19 protein-coding genes are annotated in these 19,792 nt (G+C 60.7%); 7 read left to right on the top strand and 12 right to left on the bottom strand.

The window, feature by feature from the left end; all coding sequences use genetic code 11:
* Positions 1-147: 147 nt before the first annotated feature.
* From ABIB66_RS22030 to ABIB66_RS43605, 10 genes are all read right to left on the bottom strand, one after another.
* Positions 148-3,300 (bottom strand): efflux RND transporter permease subunit, encoded by a 3,153-nt coding sequence (locus ABIB66_RS22030; protein ID WP_354255568.1) that lies wholly within the window; start codon positions 3,298-3,300, stop codon positions 148-150.
* Complete coding sequence (locus tag ABIB66_RS22025; protein WP_354208704.1) at positions 3,297-4,541, bottom strand: efflux RND transporter periplasmic adaptor subunit; 1,245 nt, start codon at positions 4,539-4,541, stop codon at positions 3,297-3,299. The genes ABIB66_RS22030 and ABIB66_RS22025 overlap by 4 nt, the downstream gene beginning before the upstream one ends.
* Positions 4,542-4,595: 54 nt before the next feature.
* The gene (locus ABIB66_RS22020) at positions 4,596-4,838 is read right to left on the bottom strand and encodes an Asp23/Gls24 family envelope stress response protein (protein WP_354255565.1); all 243 of its coding nucleotides are present in this window, start codon (positions 4,836-4,838) and stop codon (positions 4,596-4,598) included.
* Positions 4,839-5,218: 380 nt separating this feature from the next.
* Entirely contained in the window at positions 5,219-5,776 is a 558-nt protein-coding gene (locus ABIB66_RS22015; protein ID WP_354255562.1) for an HdeD family acid-resistance protein, read from the bottom strand.
* A gap of 150 nt (positions 5,777-5,926) precedes the next feature.
* Complete coding sequence (locus tag ABIB66_RS22010; RefSeq protein ID WP_275173349.1) at positions 5,927-6,412, bottom strand: DUF992 domain-containing protein; 486 nt, start codon at positions 6,410-6,412, stop codon at positions 5,927-5,929.
* Positions 6,413-7,012, bottom strand: a complete 600-nt coding sequence (locus tag ABIB66_RS22005; RefSeq protein WP_354208701.1) for a hypothetical protein — start codon at positions 7,010-7,012, stop codon at positions 6,413-6,415.
* A gap of 11 nt (positions 7,013-7,023) precedes the next feature.
* Positions 7,024-8,148, bottom strand: coding sequence for an AI-2E family transporter (locus tag ABIB66_RS22000; protein ID WP_354255559.1), 1,125 nt, complete (start codon positions 8,146-8,148; stop codon positions 7,024-7,026).
* 31 nt (positions 8,149-8,179) lie between these two features.
* The gene (locus ABIB66_RS21995) at positions 8,180-8,419 is read right to left on the bottom strand and encodes a hypothetical protein (RefSeq protein ID WP_354208698.1); all 240 of its coding nucleotides are present in this window, start codon (positions 8,417-8,419) and stop codon (positions 8,180-8,182) included.
* Between the two features lie 30 nt (positions 8,420-8,449).
* Positions 8,450-9,889 (bottom strand): basic amino acid/polyamine antiporter, encoded by a 1,440-nt coding sequence (locus ABIB66_RS21990; RefSeq protein ID WP_354208697.1) that lies wholly within the window; start codon positions 9,887-9,889, stop codon positions 8,450-8,452.
* A gap of 152 nt (positions 9,890-10,041) precedes the next feature.
* The gene (locus ABIB66_RS43605) at positions 10,042-10,266 is read right to left on the bottom strand and encodes a DUF6894 family protein (protein WP_502917396.1); all 225 of its coding nucleotides are present in this window, start codon (positions 10,264-10,266) and stop codon (positions 10,042-10,044) included.
* 250 nt (positions 10,267-10,516) lie between these two features.
* On the opposite strand from ABIB66_RS43605, the gene ABIB66_RS21985 reads away from it, so the two are divergent.
* Entirely contained in the window at positions 10,517-11,230 is a 714-nt protein-coding gene (locus ABIB66_RS21985; RefSeq protein WP_354255555.1) for a Bax inhibitor-1/YccA family protein, read from the top strand.
* Positions 11,231-11,236: 6 nt separating this feature from the next.
* On the opposite strand, the gene ABIB66_RS21980 is transcribed toward ABIB66_RS21985, so the two are convergent.
* Positions 11,237-11,740 carry a DUF1269 domain-containing protein gene (locus tag ABIB66_RS21980; RefSeq protein WP_007601211.1) on the bottom strand — a complete coding sequence of 168 codons (504 nt, stop codon included), beginning with the start codon at positions 11,738-11,740 and terminating at the stop codon, positions 11,237-11,239.
* Positions 11,741-12,231: 491 nt separating this feature from the next.
* On the opposite strand from ABIB66_RS21980, the gene ABIB66_RS21975 reads away from it, so the two are divergent.
* From ABIB66_RS21975 to ABIB66_RS21950, 6 genes are all read left to right on the top strand, one after another.
* A complete protein-coding gene (locus ABIB66_RS21975; RefSeq protein WP_354255552.1) occupies positions 12,232-13,665 on the top strand; it encodes a basic amino acid/polyamine antiporter in 1,434 nt (477 codons plus the stop codon).
* Positions 13,666-13,690: 25 nt separating this feature from the next.
* On the top strand, positions 13,691-14,953 hold the full coding sequence (gene arcA, locus ABIB66_RS21970) for an arginine deiminase (RefSeq protein WP_354208694.1): 1,263 nt from the start codon (positions 13,691-13,693) through the stop codon (positions 14,951-14,953).
* A gap of 202 nt (positions 14,954-15,155) precedes the next feature.
* Complete coding sequence (locus tag ABIB66_RS21965) at positions 15,156-15,968, top strand: outer membrane beta-barrel protein (RefSeq protein ID WP_354208693.1); 813 nt, start codon at positions 15,156-15,158, stop codon at positions 15,966-15,968.
* Positions 15,969-16,635: 667 nt separating this feature from the next.
* A complete protein-coding gene (locus ABIB66_RS21960) occupies positions 16,636-17,829 on the top strand; it encodes a sensor histidine kinase (protein ID WP_354255549.1) in 1,194 nt (397 codons plus the stop codon).
* A 65-nt stretch (positions 17,830-17,894) separates the two neighbouring features.
* Positions 17,895-18,521: a response regulator gene (locus ABIB66_RS21955; RefSeq protein ID WP_275173333.1), complete on the top strand. Its 627-nt coding sequence runs from the start codon at positions 17,895-17,897 to the stop codon at positions 18,519-18,521.
* Between the two features lie 156 nt (positions 18,522-18,677).
* Positions 18,678-19,313: a response regulator gene (locus tag ABIB66_RS21950; protein WP_354208690.1), complete on the top strand. Its 636-nt coding sequence runs from the start codon at positions 18,678-18,680 to the stop codon at positions 19,311-19,313.
* A 184-nt stretch (positions 19,314-19,497) separates the two neighbouring features.
* On the opposite strand, the gene ABIB66_RS21945 is transcribed toward ABIB66_RS21950, so the two are convergent.
* Positions 19,498-19,719 carry a hypothetical protein gene (locus ABIB66_RS21945; protein ID WP_354208689.1) on the bottom strand — a complete coding sequence of 74 codons (222 nt, stop codon included), beginning with the start codon at positions 19,717-19,719 and terminating at the stop codon, positions 19,498-19,500.
* Between the last annotated feature and the right edge of the window lie 73 nt (positions 19,720-19,792).

Here is a 19,792-nt window from a genome sequence, read left to right as displayed (position 1 = left end):
CTGCTTTGCGGGCCTAACGGTCACTCTGGCCTCGAAGTTCAGCCCTATTGAGCGCTTTGCGGACAGCGGCTGGGGCGAAATATCCGACCGCGACGAGGACCACGGCCGAGAAGGGCGATCAGCCAGCCTTCGATTGCTTGCCATTGCCTAGACCGTCTCATCGATCGGTGATGTCGGCCCACGGGTTGCTTTGGAATTCCCCTTTGCCCGCTCGCGCAGGCGCTGAAACGTCACGTAGAGCATCGGCACCAGGAAGATCCCAACAGAGCTCGCCGCAAGCATGCCTGCGAACACGGCTGTGCCGACGGCCCTGCGGCTGAGCTCGGCGGCGCCGGTCGCAATCACAAGCGGCAGGAGACCAAGGATGAAGGCAACGGAAGTCATCATCACTGCGCGGAAACGCATATGTGCGCCCTGGATCGCGGCTTGCTCGAGCGCCACGCCCGCCTCACGCTGCTCCTTCGCAAACTCGACGATCAGGATGCCGTTTTTGGCGGCGAGTGCGACCAGCACCACGAGCCCGATCTGACCGTACAGATCGAGATTGAGGCCAGCGACCTTGATGCCGACATAGGAGCCGAGCACGCCGACCAAGACCGACAACAGGACCGGAATCGGGACAATCGTGCTCTCATAGAGCGCGACCAGGAACAGATACGCGAACAGCACGGCAAGCGCGAGCACGATGCCTGTCTGGCCGGCGGCCTGTTGCTCCTGATAGGCGGTGCCGGTCCAGTCGAAACCGTAGCCCGCAGGCAGTACGGCATGAGAGACGTCGGCCATCGCTGTGAGGGCGGTACCTGAGGAGACACCGGGCGCCGGGCTACCGTTTACCGTCACCGACCGATAATTGTTGTAGCGGGTGATCACCTGAGGCCCGGTCACGATCTTGATCCCGGCAACCGATCTGATCGGCACCATTTGGCCGGTGGCATTACGCAGATAGATCCGCCAGATGTCCGAAATGTCGGCGCGATCGAGCGCCTCGCCCTGAACGTTGACCTGCCAGGTGCGGCCAAACCGATTGAAGTTGTTGACGTAGATGCCGCCGAGCGTCGCTTGTAGGGCCGTGAAGATGTCGCTGATCGTCACTCCGAGCGCCTGGGACTTGCGGCGGTCGATATCGAGATAGATCGACGGATTGGTCGCAGTGAAGGTCGAAAAGACGCGCGAGAGCCGTGGGTCGGCGTTGGCGGCGCCGATCAGCGCACCCGTGACACTGGAGATTTCGGCCGGGTTCTGTCCTTCCAACGCCTGGAGCTGGTATTCGAAGCCACCGCCGGTGGAGAGCCCGATGATCGGCGGCAGATTGAACGGCAGGACATTGGCTTGGCGGATCTGCGCGCCAGCGGCGAAGGTTTGGCCGATCAGCGCTCGCGCAGAATCCGTTGCTGCCTTGCGATCGGCAAACGGCTTCAGGCGCGTTACCACCAGCGCGCTATTCGGTTCGGATGCGCCGTCGAGCAGGGAAAAGCCGATGATGGCAAGGACGTGATCGACGGCGGGCATCTGCTTCAAGATATGTTCGAGCTGTTGGGTGACCTCGCTGGTTCGTGCCACCGACGCACCGTCCGGCAGTTGTACCGAGGTGAAGAAGGCTCCCTGATCTTCCTCGGGCAGGAAACCCGTCGGCGTGATCAGCGACATGCCGAAGATGCCGGCGGCGAATAGGGCAATCAGCAGGAGCGAGAGCCCCGCCTTCCGCACCAATCGGCGCACGCCGCTGCTGTAGCCGTCCCGCAACCAGTCGATGCCGCCAAGCACACGGCCGATTAGGCCACGCCGCGGCCCGGTGTGGCGCAGGAACAGCGCGCACAGCGCCGGCGACAGCGTCAGTGCATTCAGTGCCGAAATCATCATCGCGGCGCTGATTGTCACTGCAAACTGGCGAAACAGCGTGCCGGAAATGCCGGGAATGAAAGCGATCGGCACGAAGACGGAGAGCAGTACCAGCGTGATCGCGATAATCGGCGCCATGATCTGTGTCATAGCCTTCTTGCTTGCCTCGGCGGGAGAAAGCGAGGGCTCGTCCTCCATAACCCGCTCGACGTTCTCGACGACGACGATAGCGTCGTCCACCACGATGCCGATGGCGAGCACCATGGCGAGCAGGGACACCGTGTTGGCCGAATATCCGAGCACCAGCAGCACGGCGAAGGTGCCGATCAGGCTCACCGGAACGGCAACGGCCGGGATCACGGTGGCCCGGAGATTGCCGAGGAACAGGTACACCACGATCACGACCAGCAGGAAGGCCTCGCCTAGCGTCTGCAACACTTCCGCGATGGTGGCACGCACGAAGCTCGTTGAGTCGTATTGGACGAGGTAGCTCAGCCCGGTGGGAAAATGCTGCGACAGCCGCTGCATCGTCGCTGTCACCGCCTGTGCGGTGGTCACCGCATTGGCACCCGGCGACAGATAAATCGCCATCGGCACGGCCGCACGTCCATCGATCCGCGCTTCACTGTCGAGATTTTGGGCGCCCATTTCGACACGTGCAACGTCCCCCACGAGCAGCGATGAACCGTCCGGATTGGCGCGCAGCACGATTTGGGTGAATTGATCGACTGTGGCGAGCCTGCCCAGGGTCTGCACATTGAACTGGAACTGCTGGTCGTCGCTGATCGGGCGCGCGCCGATGCGGCCGACCGGGGCCTGGACGCTTTGCGTACGGATCGCGCCAATGACGTCCGACGGCGTGAGATTGAGGCTGGTGAGCCGCTGCGTGTCAAACCAGATCCGCATCGAGTAGTTCATCTTCGCGAACAGGTTCGCCTGGCCGACCCCCGGCGTGCTGGCGATCGCATCAAGCACGTTGATGATTGCATAGTTGGTGATGAAGAGCGGGTCCTGTTGGCCATTTCCGCTGTAGAGTACGAGGAACTGCAGGATCGACGAGGAGCGCTTGTGCACCGTCACGCCCTGCTGCTGTACTTCGGTGGGCAATTGCGAAAGAGCACTCTGCACGCGGTTGTTGACGTTGACGGTATTGATGTCGGGGTTGGTACCAAGCGCGAACGAAACCGTCAGTGTGTAGCTGCCGTCATTGCCGCTAGTCGATTTCATGTAGAGTGCGCGGTCGCTTCCAATGATCTGCGCCTCCAGCGGCTGGGCGACACTGCTCTCTACAACCTCGGCGGACGCGCCAGGGAAGATGCCGGCGACCGTGACCTGTGGCGGCACGATGTCTGGAAATTGCGCCACCGGGATTTGCGCCAGCGCCAGTGCGCCGGCAATCGTGATGATGAATGCGATCACCATCGAAAGCCGCGGACGATCGATGAAGACGGCGGACATCATGGTTTGTTATCCGCCGGACGAGCCTTGCCGGAGGGGCCGTGATCCGTTTGCGGAGCCGTGCCATCTGCGGCGGCTTTCATGCTCGACAGGATCAGCGCGCTGGCTGGTCCTGGCGACACGGTCTGGCCGGGACGAACCCGCTGCAGGCCTTCGACAATCACCTTATCGCCCGCCGCAAGTCCGGCGATCACCGCCGCGATAGTCGGGGTCGATTGACCGAGCTGGATGCGACGCTGTTCGGCTTCGTTGTCGGCGCCGACGGCGAGAACATAGTTGCCCTGCTGATCGGAGAGCACGGCCGAGCGAGGGATCACCAGCACCTCGACCGGCTGAACGCCCTCAAGCACAACGGTCACGAACTCGCCATCGGTCAACTCGTGAACAGAGACACCGGCCGCCGAGGGCGCCCGCAGGATCGGATTGGCGATCTCGCCACGCACGGTGATCGTATCAGTGCTCTGGGCGATGGTATTGTCGACGAAGTTCAGCTTGCCGGTTTTTCCGTACATTCGCTCGTTCGGCAGTCGCAGCCTGATGACCACGGCTTCCAGACCGCCTTGCGGCGCGTATCGTTCGCGCAGCTCCAGTCCCTGACGCACCGGCACGGGAAAGGTGACATACATCGGGTCTTGGCTGACGATGCTGGTCAGTACCCCCGAGCTTGGACTGACGACGTTGCCCACCGTCACCGCCGTTCGTCCGATCTTGCCGGCGATCGGCGCGTTGATCACTGTGTAATCGAGATTGATCTGAGAGGCCTGGACCCCTGCTTGCGCGGCTCGCACCTGGGCTTCGAGGCTGCGCTGGTTCGCGATTGCTGCGTCGTAGGTGGACTGTTGCCCGGCAGGGCCTCCGAGCAAGGTCCGCGCGCGTTCGGTTGTCAGCTTGGCATTCTCGAGTGTGGCCTCAAGCTGGGACACCTGCGCCTGTTTCGATGCGAGATCCGATTCGAAGGGGCCGCGCTCAAGCCGATAGAGCTCATCGCCTTTGCTGATCTCGGCGCCTTCCTCGAACAGGCGCCGTTCCAGAAATGCAGTGACGCGAGCAACGAGGTTGACCCGATTGATCGCCTCGATCCGCCCGAGAAATTCACTGCTCTCGGTGATCGGCCGCCTGGCCGCTTCCACGATGCCGACCGCGGGTGGCGCGGCCGAAGTCGACTGGGTTTGGGCCGATCCGCCGGCGATGATCATCAGGAGAGTTGCCCCCGGCAGGCTGATCGAGACGCCAGCAAAGTTCATTGTCCGCTCCTTGCAACGGATATGGAGCCGGGTCAGTGCTTCACCGGCGCCTCGCTACTCCCGCCGCATGCGATTGCTGTGCGCGGGTTCGTCGTAGCCCTTGCGGCGGCTGTAGAACATCAGCGCGATCAGGCCGCAGCCGGTGACCAGCATCAGGATTGCAGCGCCTCCCAGGATGACGTTGCGGTAAAGCGGCATAGACGGCGTTGCCTGCCATACCGCCACGCAATACCAGGTTGCCGCAACGAGAAGAGCTGCCAGAAAGGTCCCAACGACCCATCTATTCGTGATGCGCAAGGCTGCCTCCTTCGTCTGATTGGGACTGGTGCCGGCTTCGCGGCGCATCTGTCGACCGCGGATTGCGCGAGGACGCGTTGTTAGCGCCACCGCCATCCGCAACGGCGACGACCGCGATGCCACCAGCACACCCAGCGACGCCGGCGCCGCGGCGATCGCGGCGGACCCCAGCCTGGGCGAGGGGGTGGTCCCCATTGTGCTTGCGTCAGGTGATTCGATCGCTCGCTGGTCTGGCCGAGATCGTGAGCAATAGGCATTGCGTCCGCGGCCTCAATGAAACGAACGCCGATGGCGCCGATCGCCACGGCAGCGACGGCATTCTGAGCAAGGCCAAGGAAAGCCCGACGGCTCGGTGTGTCCATCATGTTTCTTCTCCTTTGTTAGGCGGTTCGCCGCGCCGCCTGAAGAGCGTAAAGCAGCCAGGCGAGGCCGTGCGAAATCAGATCGACGCCAAGCAGAAATCCGAGGGCCCAGACGCTGATGGTCGGAAAGCCGAATAAGATCAGCACGCCGGCGAGCAGCCCAAAAATGCCCGAGATCAGCATCATCCATCCGTTTTGCCGCCAATGGGCGAAGCTCAGCACGCATCGAATGACGCCTGAGGCGAACAGCACCGCGCCGAGGAGGTAGGTGAGGATCAAGGCACCCGAGGCGGGCTGGGTAAGCAGCACAAGGCCGAACGCGGCGTAGAGTGCGCCGAGCAGGATCTGCCACAGGAACCCACCCCATCCCTTGGTCCAGAATGCATGGATGATCTCGAACGCGCCGGCCGCGATGGCCGTCAGTCCGATGAACTTCACGCTGATGATGGTTGCGAACGCCACGTCGCTGAGAGCTGCGAAACCGGCGGCGATCATCACGATTCCGAGAAGGGCACAGACCCACAGCGGAAGGGCGCCCAAAGCCTCGATGTCGGAGCGGTCGTCATAGACTGTCATCCCATCCTCCTGGTCTGCGTGATGATCGGCACGCTTGGGATGCTAGCGTCGAACCCGCGCTGTCGACATCCGACGAAACCCTGAGCGATGGGGCGGGAATGTTCTCGTGGGCCCGAGCGGAGCGATTGTGTGCTCGATCGCCTTTGCAAGCTATCGCTGGCCGCGCGGACCCAGCGTCAGGTTAGTGACGCCAGCCGCTAGGTTGATCCCGATCGATCGCTCGATCGACAGGGGTTGCAACATCACGCTCCGTCGCGAGCCACCGATCAGGACGTTCGCGCCGAGCCCGGGGCCGAACGCAAAGCTGCCGCTCGCGCCGACATAGTTGCCGCGCAAGGTGGCGGATCCGATCCGCGAGTTTTTGGCGAGCACGGCCCAGGACAAGGTGCCTGCGCTGGTCACGCCGATATCAAGGCCGACACGCCGGATTCGTCCCTCATAGATGAACTGCCTCGGCGGATTTCTCGCAAAGAATGTGCAGCGCAACGACTGCACCGATCCGAGCACAAGCCCGACGCGCGGGTTGCTGAAGCACAGGAGCCGGCCGACCCTGAACGTTTCGGCGCGCGCCGGCAGGGCTGCGCCGCATAGCAACGCGGACGCGCCGAAGACTGCCATAAACCGGATCATTCGCATTCAGGCCTCCACTTGACTGTTGGTATCGGAGAGCGCGCTCCTCGGTCGGCTGTCCTGGCGGAGCCAGAATGTGATGCCGAGTCCGATCAGCAGCACTGCGCCCAGCAGGAAGAAAAAGACGGACTGCTTCAGCCAGGATATCGCCGGGACGGCAATGCCCATGGCAAGGCCGAGGAAAGAGATCTGCAGCGATAGAAGGCTGACGCCAGCGAGGAACGTGCCGAGCGCAAGCAAAGTCAGCAGGACAAGGCCGGTCGCCGGGGTCGGAAGCAATTGCTGAACGCCCGAGATCAGAATGATGTTCATCGTGACCAGCACGGCGACCCAATGCAGCGCCTGGGTCCAGATCAAGCGGAGCCGGGCCTCCTTGCCTTGGGTTTCCGGCCATTTGGTGACGACGCACACGATGCAGATGGCAAGCGCCAGGAATTCCCAGTAGCCGACGAGAGGTTGGTGGGAAACGTTGGTATAGGCGACGCCCGCGATGGCAAGCACCAGCGCCACGACATAAGGAAGCTGCTGCCACAGGAATTGAGCCATTGTCGATTGAGGCGAGGGAGGATCGGTACCCTCCTGCCGTGGCGCACCGCTCTGGTTCATAGGCTCCTCACTCACGATTCACCGCTGTTGAACGTCTGCTTGAACTCGTCGCCGAGGTAGTCCTCGACATAGAATCGGATGATTGCGACACGGCCGATCGCCACCAGGGGCATGGCGAGCGCGATGCCCAGGACGCCGAACAGCGCACCGAGCAGGACGATGGCGACCAACGTCCAGGCAGGAGGGATCTCGACGGCCTGACGCTGGATCAGCGGACCGATCACATAGCCTTCGACCGACTGGATGATCGAGTAAATGAGGACGGCCCAGATCAGCAGGGAACTGCCGAGCGGCATTGCGACCAGCGCGATCGGTATTGCGGCCACGATTGGTCCGACATAGGGAATGAAATTCGACAGGCCCGCCTGCAGTCCGAGCACGAAGGGTCCGGGCAATCCGATGAGATAGAGTGCGGCCCAGACCAACACCGTCATGAGTATGACGCGGATGAACTGCCCGACGAGCCACAGTCGCATGACATTACCCATCTCGTCCATGATCGCTCTCGTCCGTCGGCGCTGGGAGGGCTTCACCAGCATGATCAGGCTTTCACGGTGGCTGGTTGGGTCGAAACCAAAGAGGATCCCGAGGAACAGGACCACCAGGACACTGGTCAGAAGGCTCGACGCTCCGCCAAGCAGGAACTGAGCATGGTTGAGAAACCGGCCTTGATCCGAGAACAGCCACTGCGCAAAGTCGCGGCCCCATTCCGGACCGAGCAGATCCACGCCGTATGACAGAAGATGCTGCTGCAGGATGTCGAGTTGGTTGTCCATGACCTTCAGCAAGAGACGCGTCTGCTCCGGCAGCTTTCCCGCGCCCCAGATCAGTCCAAATCCCGACAGAGCGGAGAACAGCAACAGAACCAGCGTCAGCCGTGCGGCGCGATTGAGCGGGAGGACGGCCGCCAGGGCTCTTGCGCAAGCATCCAGAAACGCGGCGAACAACACGCCTGCAAAGATCAGCAGGAGACTGGAGACCGTCTGCCACACCAGAAACAGCAAGACGCAGGCGGCCACCAGGCCGAGCCCGGTTGCGAGAATGCCGCGCCGTGTGCCGTTCTCCGGCACGACGGCGGCCTCATCGCGTGGAGCGATCTCGCAGAGTCTCTCCGGTGCTGTCCTGGACTCGTTCATGGTATCGGTTCAATCGCCGTCGCCTTGACACCTAGGTCCGGATGCGCCGGCTGCCAAAGTGCGGATGCTTTCCGCCGCGATGACGCCAGTAGCGGTGCTTCGTCGGGTTCGTATTGGTGTTGGGAGCTGCCTTCTCCGGTGGCGACGCGCCGGCGCCGCTTTGGGCAGACACGCCGGTCTCAGTCGACTGGGCCAGCGACACGGTTGGAAAGGCGCAGACTGCCATCGATCCGCACATGATCAAGGCGCCACAGATGGCTCGTGTGCTCATATTCGCCTCCATGCAACTAGGGACAAAGGTTCAAATCGATATGGCTCCGGTTGCGAGTGCGTAAACGCCGGCGCACGCGGCAATCGTGATCGCTGCAAAAAGCATAGCTTCGAATGGCCTGAAGATTGCTTCCTTGCGCTCGCGTTTCGCAAGCAGGAACAGCAGAGTGCCGGGTGCATACAGGATGGACGACAGCAAGAGAAATTTCGGTCCGCCGGCGTAGATCATGCCAGCTGCATAGATCGTTGCTATAGCCGATCGGATCCAGTCGGTGGTGCGAGCGCGCTCGCCCGCGCGGTAGGCCTCGCCCGACCAAGCAAGCTTTAAGCCGTACGCCGCGACAAAGAAATACGGGATTAGCGTCATCGCGCTCGTCATCTTCAACGCGAGTGTGAACGCGTACTCCGCAAACCAGGCGACCAGCAGAAAGATCTGGATGACGCAATTTGTGAGCCAGAGCGCGCCGGCAGGGACCTTGTGCGCATTCACCCTGGCAAGAAAGGAAGGCATGGTGCGGTGGATCGCCGCGGAATGCAGGATCTCGGCCGCCAGCAGTGACCAAGATAGGTAGTTGCCGAGAACCGAGATCAGGAGCGCCAGGCTGATGAATACGCCGCCCCAGCGGCCGACAATTGCTTCCATGACGCCAGCCATGGATGGCGTCGGAAGATCGGCCAGTTCAGCCCTCGGCAACACGCCGTAGGACAAGAGCGTCACGAGAACGAGCAGGCCCAGCACCGTCAGAAACCCGGCGAGGGTTGCGAACCCGACGTCGGCACGACGCCGAGCGTAGCGGGAGTAGACGCTCGCGCCTTCAATGCCGACGAAAACGAACACGGTCAGCAGCATCGTGCCGCGAACCTGAGAAGACACACTCGACGCATCCGACTGCTCCGCTCCGTGGAAATTGACGCCGAACAGATCGCCATTAAAAGCAATGACGGCAGTGCCAATGAACAGCAAAATCGGGATGATCTTTGTGTAGGTCGCAATCGTATTGAGCGTGGCTGCGCTCTTGATGCCGCGCAGCAGCAAAATGTGCACTCCCCACAGCAGGACAGACGCCGAAGCGATCGCCACCGGAGTTGTCCCGTCGCCGAACATGGGAAAAAACTGCCCGAGCGTTGCCTTGATCAAGACGAGACAGGCGACGTCCGCAAGACAGCAACCGATCCAGTACCCGACGGCTGAAGCAAAGCCGATGTAGTCGCCAAATCCGGCTCTGGCATAGGCATAGATCCCGGCATCGAGGTCGGGCTTGCGGTGTGACAACGTCTGGAACACGAAAGCCAGCATCAGCATGCCGCTGCCCGCGATAGCCCAGGCAATCATTGCTCCAAGCGCACCCGTGGCTCGTCCGAACGCCGCAGGTAGTGCGAAAATGCCGGACCCCACCATCGAGCCGATCACGAGCGCGATGAGAGCATTCCGCGAGAGCTTCTGGTCGGCCGCATTCGGCGGGGGAGCCATGACGGGATGGCCTTCCAATCCGGGATGCGACGGGCATTGATGCCCGCCGCATTGGAGAGGACCTTAGACGTGGCTTTCCCCTTCGCACATCCGGGATTCTCTGTAGGGAGCGAGGGCAGGAAATTGACGTACTATAAGGTTGGGCATCGCCCTCAAGGTTTTGGGGGAGGGGCAGTCGCGATTTGACCGGGACTGGATGATGGCCCGGAAGCGGTCGCCAAAAGCACGACGCTGAAACGGCAGAACTCGCCCGCCTTCGCGAGTTCAGCTGCTATGCATCGGGCATGCAGGGACGCTGCATCCTGATTGGCGAGCTCGTATCCGGTCCCATCGGGCGAGAGACCGTATTTGTCGACGATATGAAAGTAGAAGCGCATATCGGCCGGATTAGGCCGGATCGCGGCCATTTTCCAAGTGACAAACACGTAAATGCGTCTCCGACCAAAGGAGGACACTTTCGGCGGTTTCGATTACCGGTTCGTAATCACCGTGCTCAGGTGCGCAGTACCGAAAAAGCTGTGCGATAGGGTGATTGTCCTTGCCAGCTCTCGGGTGATTGTCCGATGCCGTCTACTGATACCCAGAGATAGCATGACCTGATTAGCGAGCTCTGGCAGGAGACATGCAATGTCGAACTATGATCCGAACGTGACGATGGTGGGAGCGGGCGGCGGCGATGGAATCGCGGTCGCTGCTGGACTGCGTAGCTACATGCTGCGCATCTACAACCATATGGCTGCCGGCGTCGGCCTAACGGCTGTTGTCGCGTGGCTCACCTATCAGCTCACCAGTCCTGCATTGCTGCAGAGCCCATTGATGTGGGTCTTCATACTCGCGCCGCTGGGTTTGGTTTTCTTCATCGGCTCGCGGATCAATACGCTGTCGGTGTCGATCGCGCGTCTGCTGTTCTTCATCTATGCGGCGCTGGTCGGCGTGTCGCTCTCGACGCTGCTCCACATCTACACCAGCGCCTCGATTGCGCGCGTCTTCTTCATCACCGCGGCGACGTTCGGGGCGCTCAGCGTCTTTGGCTACACCACAAGACGCGACTTATCCGGTCTCGGCACCTTCCTGTTCATGGGCCTTATCGGGATCATCATCGCCACCCTGGTGAATCTGTTCCTGCAATCCAGCGGGCTTGATTGGCTGATCTCCATTGTGGGCGTCGGCGTGTTTGCCGGGCTGACGGCCTACGACACGCAACGGATCAAGGCGATGCATGACAGCCGGGACGACGAAACGACCAGAGGCCGCAAGTCGGTAATTTCAGCGCTGTCGTTGTATCTCAACTTTATCAACCTGTTCATGATGCTGCTGCGTCTGGCCGGCAACCGCCGCTAAGTGGCTTCAGGCCGCCGGCCGCTCCGCGGCGCTTGCGAGCGCGTCGCGCAGAGCCTGTTCTTTGGCATCGTCGAGGGACGTCTTCAGCACGGTCCCTCCGGCGTCCTTGATCTCCTTCAAGACCTTGTCCGCAGTCATATTCTTGATCAGCACGAACAAGGCGGCGTTGCCCGTGTGAAGTGATACTGATAATTCCTTCATGAAGGAGTCGTCGATGCCGAAATCGGACAGTGCGCCGCCAAGTGCGCCGGAAGCTGCGCCGACGGCGACACCGAGGATCGGATTGAGGAAGATCATGCCGATCAGAAGTCCCCAGAAACCGCCGGTCACCGCGCCCATCGACGTCGTGTTGACGAGCTGATTGAGCTTGATGCCGCCTGAATCCGTCTTCACGGCGATCACTGCGTCGCTGATGGTGATCAGATATTCCTTCTGCAGCTTGAGCAGCCGCTGACGCACTTCCTCGGCCTTCGCCTCGGATGGATACACGATCGCTACTAGATCGGACATGCAAACCTCCTGCTGGATCAAGCTCCGCCGCGGCCAACACGATGCGCCACCCGGTGCAACCGTGCCACTGGCGGAACGCGCTTTCGAACACTAGCTTTCGATCGGTCGGCTTGGGATCGGAGAAAACCCTGAGGCGTGGGGATGAATGTTCCTGATCGTTGTTGCTGGAGGGGCGCCTGAGGCTGACCTTATCCCGGCCGAAAAGTATTCTGGGGCCCGATGGCCGTCGCAATCATGGGCGGTCTGCTGGTTGCAACCGTTTTGACGCTGGTCTTGCTGCCGACATTGTATGTGAGCTGGTTCGGAGAGAAGGGGCGGGTAGGGACTTCCGCTCAATCGGTCGGCTAAGCCGCTGGTCTCCGGCGAGGGGAATCCTGTCCCGGGATTAGGAGTTCACCTGATATTCCAGGCTCCGCCCGAGGTGCATGGTGAAGTGCCGGCAAGTCGATCGGCCAGGATGTTGCGCACCCGCACTATCGCGAGGTCTTCACATGACTGGGACGCCGTCAGTCCAGAAGCTCTCCCTGTTCGCGTTGACCGCGATGGTGGTCGGATCGATGGTTGGCTCGGGCATCTTCTCGCTCCCGAGAACATTCGGCATCGCCACTGGTCCGTTCGGAGCGGTCCTCGCCTGGTGTATGGCCGGAGGCGGCATGTACACGCTCGCGCGGGTGTTCCAAACGCTGGCTGAACGAAGGCCAGAGCTCGATGCTGGTGTCTATGCCTATGCGAAAGAGGGATTTGGTGATTATCCTGGTTTCCTATCGGCGTTCGGATACTGGATCGGCAGCTGCATCGGCAACGTATCCTATTGGGTCCTTATCAAGTCGACCTTGGGCGCCTTCTTTCCTGTCTTTGGAGACGGCAATACGGTCACCGCTATCATCGTCGCCTCGATAGGAATCTGGCTGTTTCACTTCATGATTCTTCGCGGCGTGCAGCAGGCCGCGGCGATCAACACCATCGTCACGATTGCGAAGATCGTGCCGATCCTGGTCTTCATTGCTATCCTGATCTTTGCGTTCAAAGCCGATCTTTTCCGCGCCAATTTCTGGGGCGGCGAGGGGATGCCGGACAAGAGTCTGTTCGACCAGATTCGCGCGACCATGCTGGTGACGGTGTTTGTCTTTCTCGGCATTGAGGGCGCCAGCGTCTATTCACGCTATGCCAAGGAACGGGCAGATGTCGGCGCGGCGACCATTTTAGGGTTTGCGGTCGTTACGACCCTGATGGTGCTCGTGACCATGCTGCCATACGCCGCGCTGCCCCGCGCCGAGATCGCCGACATGCGACAGCCGTCCATGGCAACGGTATTGGAGGCGGTGGTCGGGCATTGGGGCGCGATCTTCGTCAGCATCGGGCTCCTGGTTTCGGTATTGGGGGCCTATCTTGCATGGTCGCTAATCTGCGCTGAGGTGCTCTCCGCCGCCGGACGAACGAAGGATATGCCGGCTTTGTTCGGCACCGAAAACGCGAACAAGGTGCCGGCTGCGGCGCTCTGGCTCACCAATGTGATCGTTCAGCTCTTCGTCATCAGCACCTATTGGTCGCAGGATGCATTTGCGCTTATGCTCAATCTCACGAGCGTGATGTCACTCATTCCGTTCTTCCTCGTCGCAGCGTACGGGCTCCTGCTCGTCCGTCGCGGCGAGACCTATGAGAAAAGCGGCCGTGATCGCAAGCGCGACATGATCTTTGCCGGCGTCGCCTTGGTCTATACGCTGTTCCTGATCTATGCCGCCGGGATGAAGTTCCTGCTGCTGTCCTTGATCCTCTACGCGCCAGGCACTGCACTCTATTTCTGGGCGCGCCTGGAACAGAACGCGCGGGTCTTTACAGCCATCGAGTGGGGCCTCTTCATTGCAGCCGCCCTCGGCGCTGCTGTTGGAATACACGGATTGGCCACCGGCTACATCACCATCTAGGCAGGCAACTCCCGGGAGAACTCCCATGGCAAAGCAGACATCGGACACCTCGGCTCCCTTCGGCGTCCATTCAGAGGTCGGCCAGCTGAGGAAGGTGATGGTCTGCTCGCCAGGGCGGGCCCATCAGCGCCTTACGCCCTCCAATTGCGATACTCTGCTGTTCGATGACGTGCTGTGGGTGGACAATGCCAAGCGCGACCATTTCGACTTTGTTCAGAAAATGCGTGACCGCGGGATCGAAGTCGTCGAGATGCACAATCTGCTCGCCGAGACGGTCGCGATTCCCGAGGCCAGGAAGTGGATCCTGGACAACCAAGTTGTTGCCGATCAGGTCGGTCTCGGTCTGATCGACGAGCTGCGCGGCTATTTGGAAAGTCTCAATCCGCGCGAGTTGGCGGAAACGCTGATCGGCGGAGTATCGACTCACGACTTTCCGGATGCCCATGGCGGCGAGATGCTCAAGCTGGTGCGCGAAGCAGCCGGGATGACCGAGTATTTGCTACCGCCGCTTCCCAACACCTTGTACACGCGGGACACCACATGCTGGATCTATGGCGGCGTCACGCTGAATTCGCTCTACTGGCCAGCGCGACACGAAGAGCCGATCCTCGCCACAGCCATCTACAAGTTCCATCCGGATTTCGCCGGCAAGGTCAACGTCTGGTGGGGCGATCCGACGCGCGATCACGGCCTCGCGACGCTGGAAGGCGGCGACGTGATGCCGATCGGCAAGGGCAACGTTCTGATCGGATTGAGTGAGCGCACCTCGCGGCAGTCGATCAGCCAGGTTGCCGCAGCCTTGTTCAAGAGAAAAGCGGCCGAACGTGTGATTGTGGCGGCCATGCCGAAGCTGCGCGCGGCGATGCATCTCGATACTGTCTTCACGTTCGCAGATCGGGATTGCGTCCTGCTCTATCCGGATATCGTCAACAACATCGCGGCCTTTTCTTACCGGCCCGCCGACAATTCCGCGGGCCTCGATCTACGCAGGGATGAAAAGCCGTTCGTGGATGTCGTGGCGGAAGCGCTCGGCCTGAAGAAGTTGCGCGTGATTGAAACCGGCGGCAACGCGTATATGCGCGAGCGGACCCAGTGGGATAGCGGTGCGAACCTGGTCTGCGCCTCTCCGGGCGTGGTCTTCGCCTATGACCGCAACACATACACCAACACCTTGCTGCGCAAGGAGGGGATCGAGGTGATCACCATAGTCGGTGCAGAACTGGGACGCGGCCGGGGAGGCGGTCATTGCATGACCTGTCCGATCACCAGGGACGCGGTGGATTATTAGCCGACCTTGCGGGTGCTCCGGCTCTGAAGGCAGGGCGTCGAAGCCGCTGGCATTTGGCTGTTGCTGGGTAGTCTCCGGAGAGCTTCCGCAGACGGCACCAGCCGCCTCAATCACAGATTTAGTTACTGATCATTAACACGCCACAATCACCGCCCACGCTGCCGTGATTCCTGGTGTACGCGGAAGCCATCGGGGGGACACCATGCGCGCGCTGACGGTTCTTTGTCTGGTCGTTGGGTTGTTTGGAGCCGCTAGGGCGGCGGATGTTGATCTCACCGAACTGAGGGCGAGCGGTCCTGTGCCGTATTATTCCGCTCCGTCATGGAGCGTCGTTGGCTCCGTCGCGCCAACCTTCACTGACAATGCCTTGTTCAGCCGGAGCAATCGCAGGTCGGATCTCTATTATGAGCCCGACGTCAGCCTCAGGCTGGATGGGAACCTTACAAACGACCTCTCGTACCGGCTCTATGCTCGCGCCCAATACGAGGCCTTTGCGACCGAGAAGGACGGCAACGCCGCAGTGGCACGAATAGGAGCGCGCTTGACCGAGAATTGGGACGGCTGGCGCTTCTCCGCTATTTATGAGAACCGGTACGATTTCGACGGTGTCTATCGCGATCTTGCTTTCACGTCCCACGACGTGATGGGATCGGTAGCGCGCGACTTCCGCGTGAACAATGTCACGCTGTCGCCACTGTTGCTCCTGACCTACCGGTTTTCCGATCTTGCAGAAACCCGCCGCTGGCGCTTTGACGCGGTGCTGGGTATCGAAGTCAAGCTGGACCCGAAATGGTCGATTGTGAGCACGCCATTGTTCGAAGCCTTTTGGTTCACGGACGGGCTTAACAGGGGCCGACAGGATCAGATCTACTCAGCGGACGTCGGGCTGAGGTATAGTTTCGCCAGCAACATGTCGATCACCACCAGTGTCTTGTACGAGGCGCGAGCATCGAACGTTCCGGAGCGGCGGTACAGGGATCTCAGGGTTGGTCCCCGACTTGATTTCGCGTTTTGAAGGGCTGGGAAGATGACGAGATGCGGGTGTGTATTGGTGGGAATCATCGTTGGCCTAACGGCCGCCTCCGTGGCTTCCGCGGATCCCCGCGATTCTGCTGACCGGAGCCAGCGCCTGGATACCGATGCACTGAGGGATGATGTCGGCGTTAACCGCCTCCAGGTGCCGTCTCATCCGCTGGTGCTTTCGCCGCCTCAACAACCCGCTCCGAGCGCGAAGGCGGGAAAGAAAGAGAAATCCAGCGCGAGCGGAGTTGGAGCCCGGTAGCGCACGGACGCAGGTGCGGTCGGATTGCCGTGGCGGTACCCGAGAACGACTTCACGAGTCGGAAGCCGCTGATTGCGCATCGGGGAGCTGTTGTCGCCACAAGCAGTTCGTGAAGGCTTTCTGCGATACTTTAGCATCTGTTGCACTTCATTTGAATCCAGTGCTGCCTAGTCTGGAACGAGTTTCATATTCGATCACCTCCAGGTTCCACCTCATGAATTCGCGATTTTAATCTATGACAATTACTACCTCTGGTACAGTCGACCAGACGGTGTATAATCCGGCGGGCCCGCAAGGGCGTCCGTACTCTGATTAACTGGACGCCTCGCGCGCGCAGGACGGCGCGTCTCGATGTTGAGCTGCAATGTCGGATGTTGCCGCAGCAAAGTGAGTGCGTACCGTGAAGCTCCGTAGCTTTCTCGACCGCGAATCAGTTCGAACCAGCAGTACAGGGTGGTTGCCGCTCGGGTTTGAAGAAGCCAGCGACCGCCTGTACTGGATGTATTCACCGGATTTTCTTTTCGTCGTGCGCCCTTTGCCTGGCGGACGCTTCGTCTATGAGGGGATCAATCCGGCCTTCGAGTCGCGTCTTGGCATTTCGGCCGACGACGTCCGGGACATGGACGTGTCCAAGTGCATGAGCAGGGACGACGCCAGATCTACCCGCGAAGCTCTCCGCGCCTGTCTCGCAGAAGGAGTGGAAGTGAAGATTCGCCACCGTCTCGCATTTGCGGGCCCGCTGCAAAATATGGAAACGACGATTGTTCCCGTCGTGGATCCGGCCGGCAGTGGCGCGAACCGGCTGATCGGGAGCCATCGTCGCGTGCACAATAGCGCACCCGACGCCGCGACCCACGGATCGGACGACGCGCATGTCGACCTTGATTTGGCGTCCATCCACGAGGGAATCCAGCAACGGATTGCTTCCGATCTCCACGATTCAACTTGTCAGCATTTGATTGCCGCGAGCCTCGGCCTGATGCGGATCCGGCGAAGCATCAGCGATACGGTCGACGCCGAACGGCTTTGCGATGACATCGATGCGTCAATCGACGAGGCCCTCAGAGAAATTCGTGCCTTCTCGTATCTGCTGCACCCCCGAACTCTGACGGTCGACAAGCTTAAAGCCGCGATAGAAAACTACGCCGATGGATTTGCGGTTCGGACCTCATTGCGGGTCACGAGCAGGATCGTGCCCGAGGTCGATCGTCTCCCGTACGAGAAGCAGCGGACATTGCTGCGGATCGTCCAGGAAGCGCTCACGAACATATTTCGCCATGCGCAAGCGACAGAAGTGAGCATCGTCATCGACGCGGTCGATAACCAATTTCGATTGACGGTCAGCGACAACGGGCGGGGGTTTGGCGCAGACTACGGCAAGCAACGAGCAAGGGCGACTTCAATCGGCGTCGGGATTCCGGCGATGAGGGCAAGGCTCGAGCAGATTGGAGGGACGCTGGACATCAGATCCGATCCGGCATCACGGCGCCCCGGCACCATCTTGCGCGCGGTACTTCCGCGTGAGCTCGCGACGAATGCGGATAGCCGGCGAAGGGCAACGACCTCCGTGAGGGTCCGCGCAGCGGCCCACTGAGAGAAGAAGAAGAAGGGTTACCGGTGGCGGGTGGCTACTGCGTAACGACATTGGAGTGCTCTGCCATGAAACGCATTCTTATCGCGGATGATCACGAAGCGGTGCGATCGGGCTTGCGAGCGGTGCTCGAACAGCGGGCCGATTGGGAGGTCGTTGCCGAGGCGAACGACGGCAGCAAGGCATTGACGGCGGCAATCGAAAGCCGGCCGCATGTGGCCATCATCGACTTCTCCATGCCGCGGATGACCGGCGTGGAGGTCGCACGGCGGATCAGGGATTATCCGTTGCAGACGGAGGTGTTGATCTTCACGGTCCACAAGTCGGGTCTGCTGGCGCAGCAGGCGTTTGAGGCAGGCGCCCGCGCGTTTCTCGCGAAGTCGGATGCCAACAGATTGCTGTTGGCGGCCGTCGACGCACTTCTGGCGCACAAGCGGTTCTGCAGCGAAAGCTGTCGAGACGAGCTCGATCACGGCGGCGAGGGCGTAGATGGGCGCCGGAGGCTTACGCCACGCGAGCAGCTTGTGGTCAAACTGGTGGCGGAGGGTTACAGCAACAAAGGCATTAGCGCGATCCTGAACCTCAGCGTCAAGACGACTGAAGCTCATCGAGCGGCCGCGATGCGCAAGCTGGAGGTGAACTCAGCCGCAGGTTTGGTTCGGTACGCTGTTCGTTCGCATCTGGTCGAGGCATGACTGCGTATGATGTTCTTGAGGACCGCCACGTCGGTACATTCGCGGTGGCAGGCTCAGGGTTTTGCAGGATGGCGCTTAGAACCATGAGCGGCATGATCGTCTGACCTTGCCGCACTGAGCGTCTCCAGGGGTGCGGCCGGAATCGAGAACGGCGCCATGAAACGCATCTTGATTGCGGATGATCATGCGGTCGTACGTTCGGGACTTCGCGCGATTGTTGAAACGCAATCCAACTGGATTGTCACCGGCGAAGCGACGAACGGTGAACAAGCAGTCAGTTTGGCTGTCGAGACGAGATCGGACGCCGTGATCGTCGATTACTCGATGCCGCTCATGAACGGTTTGGAGGTCAGCCGCCGGCTGAAGGCACTCGATCTGCATACGGAAGTGCTGATCTTGACGATGCATGAGGACGAGGAACTGCTGACTGAAGCAATTCTGGCGGGCGTCCGCGGCTTTTTGTTCAAGTCGGATGCTAAGAAGCATCTGATTTCCGCAATCGAAGCGTTGCTCGACGGCAGACCCTACTTCACCAGTGCTCTGGTGGAGAAGCTGCTCCACGACTATCAGCTCAACAAGCAGGGCAGGTCAGACACCCTACTAACGTCGCGCGAGCAGAGCGTGGTCCAGTTGATTGCGGAAGGGCACACCAACAGATCCATGAGTGACCTGTTGCAGTTGAGCGTAAAGACCGTCGAGACCCATCGTGCATCGGCCATGCGCAAGCTAGGGATGTCCTCCACGGCCGAACTAGTCCGCTATGCCATTCGGAAGAAACTCGTAGCGCCCTAAGGGATTCCGCCGTTGTCCGGAATGCCCGAGTTCGGTGGGTGGCTGTCCGCCTGGGCTGCTTTGTGCTGTTCCGTTCGCAGGCAAATCCAATGTGAAGCGGCTGTTCACAGGCGTCGAACCGTCTCACTGGGCTGGGAACCAAAATCACCAGCGCGATCAGGGATGCCTAACCTCATGGGATGGATCATGGTTTGCGCAGCCTTCGATAGAAAAAATCGATCGCCATTAGCGTGGCAACAGCAATTGCAATGGTGATTGCGCCGATTATCGCTAAGGTGCGGATTTCCTGCCTAGTCAGCCCAAAATGGTAATGAGCGGTATATCCGAGCATCGCAGCAGCCATGGGGGCTGTAAAAAATGTGAGTGCGATCATGATCGCGGACGCGTCCACTTGGCGTTGATCCATCCTTTTCCTCCCCTTCGAGAGATCCACCGGTCGCTCTGCTCCCGGACCGTTATATCGACGCGATACGCGTCGC

Source organism: Bradyrhizobium sp. F1.13.3 (assembly GCF_040548265.1).
GTDB lineage: Bacteria > Pseudomonadota > Alphaproteobacteria > Rhizobiales > Xanthobacteraceae > Bradyrhizobium.
Note: the sequence above shows the minus strand (reverse complement) of the source record. Positions and strands in the feature narration are given on the sequence as shown.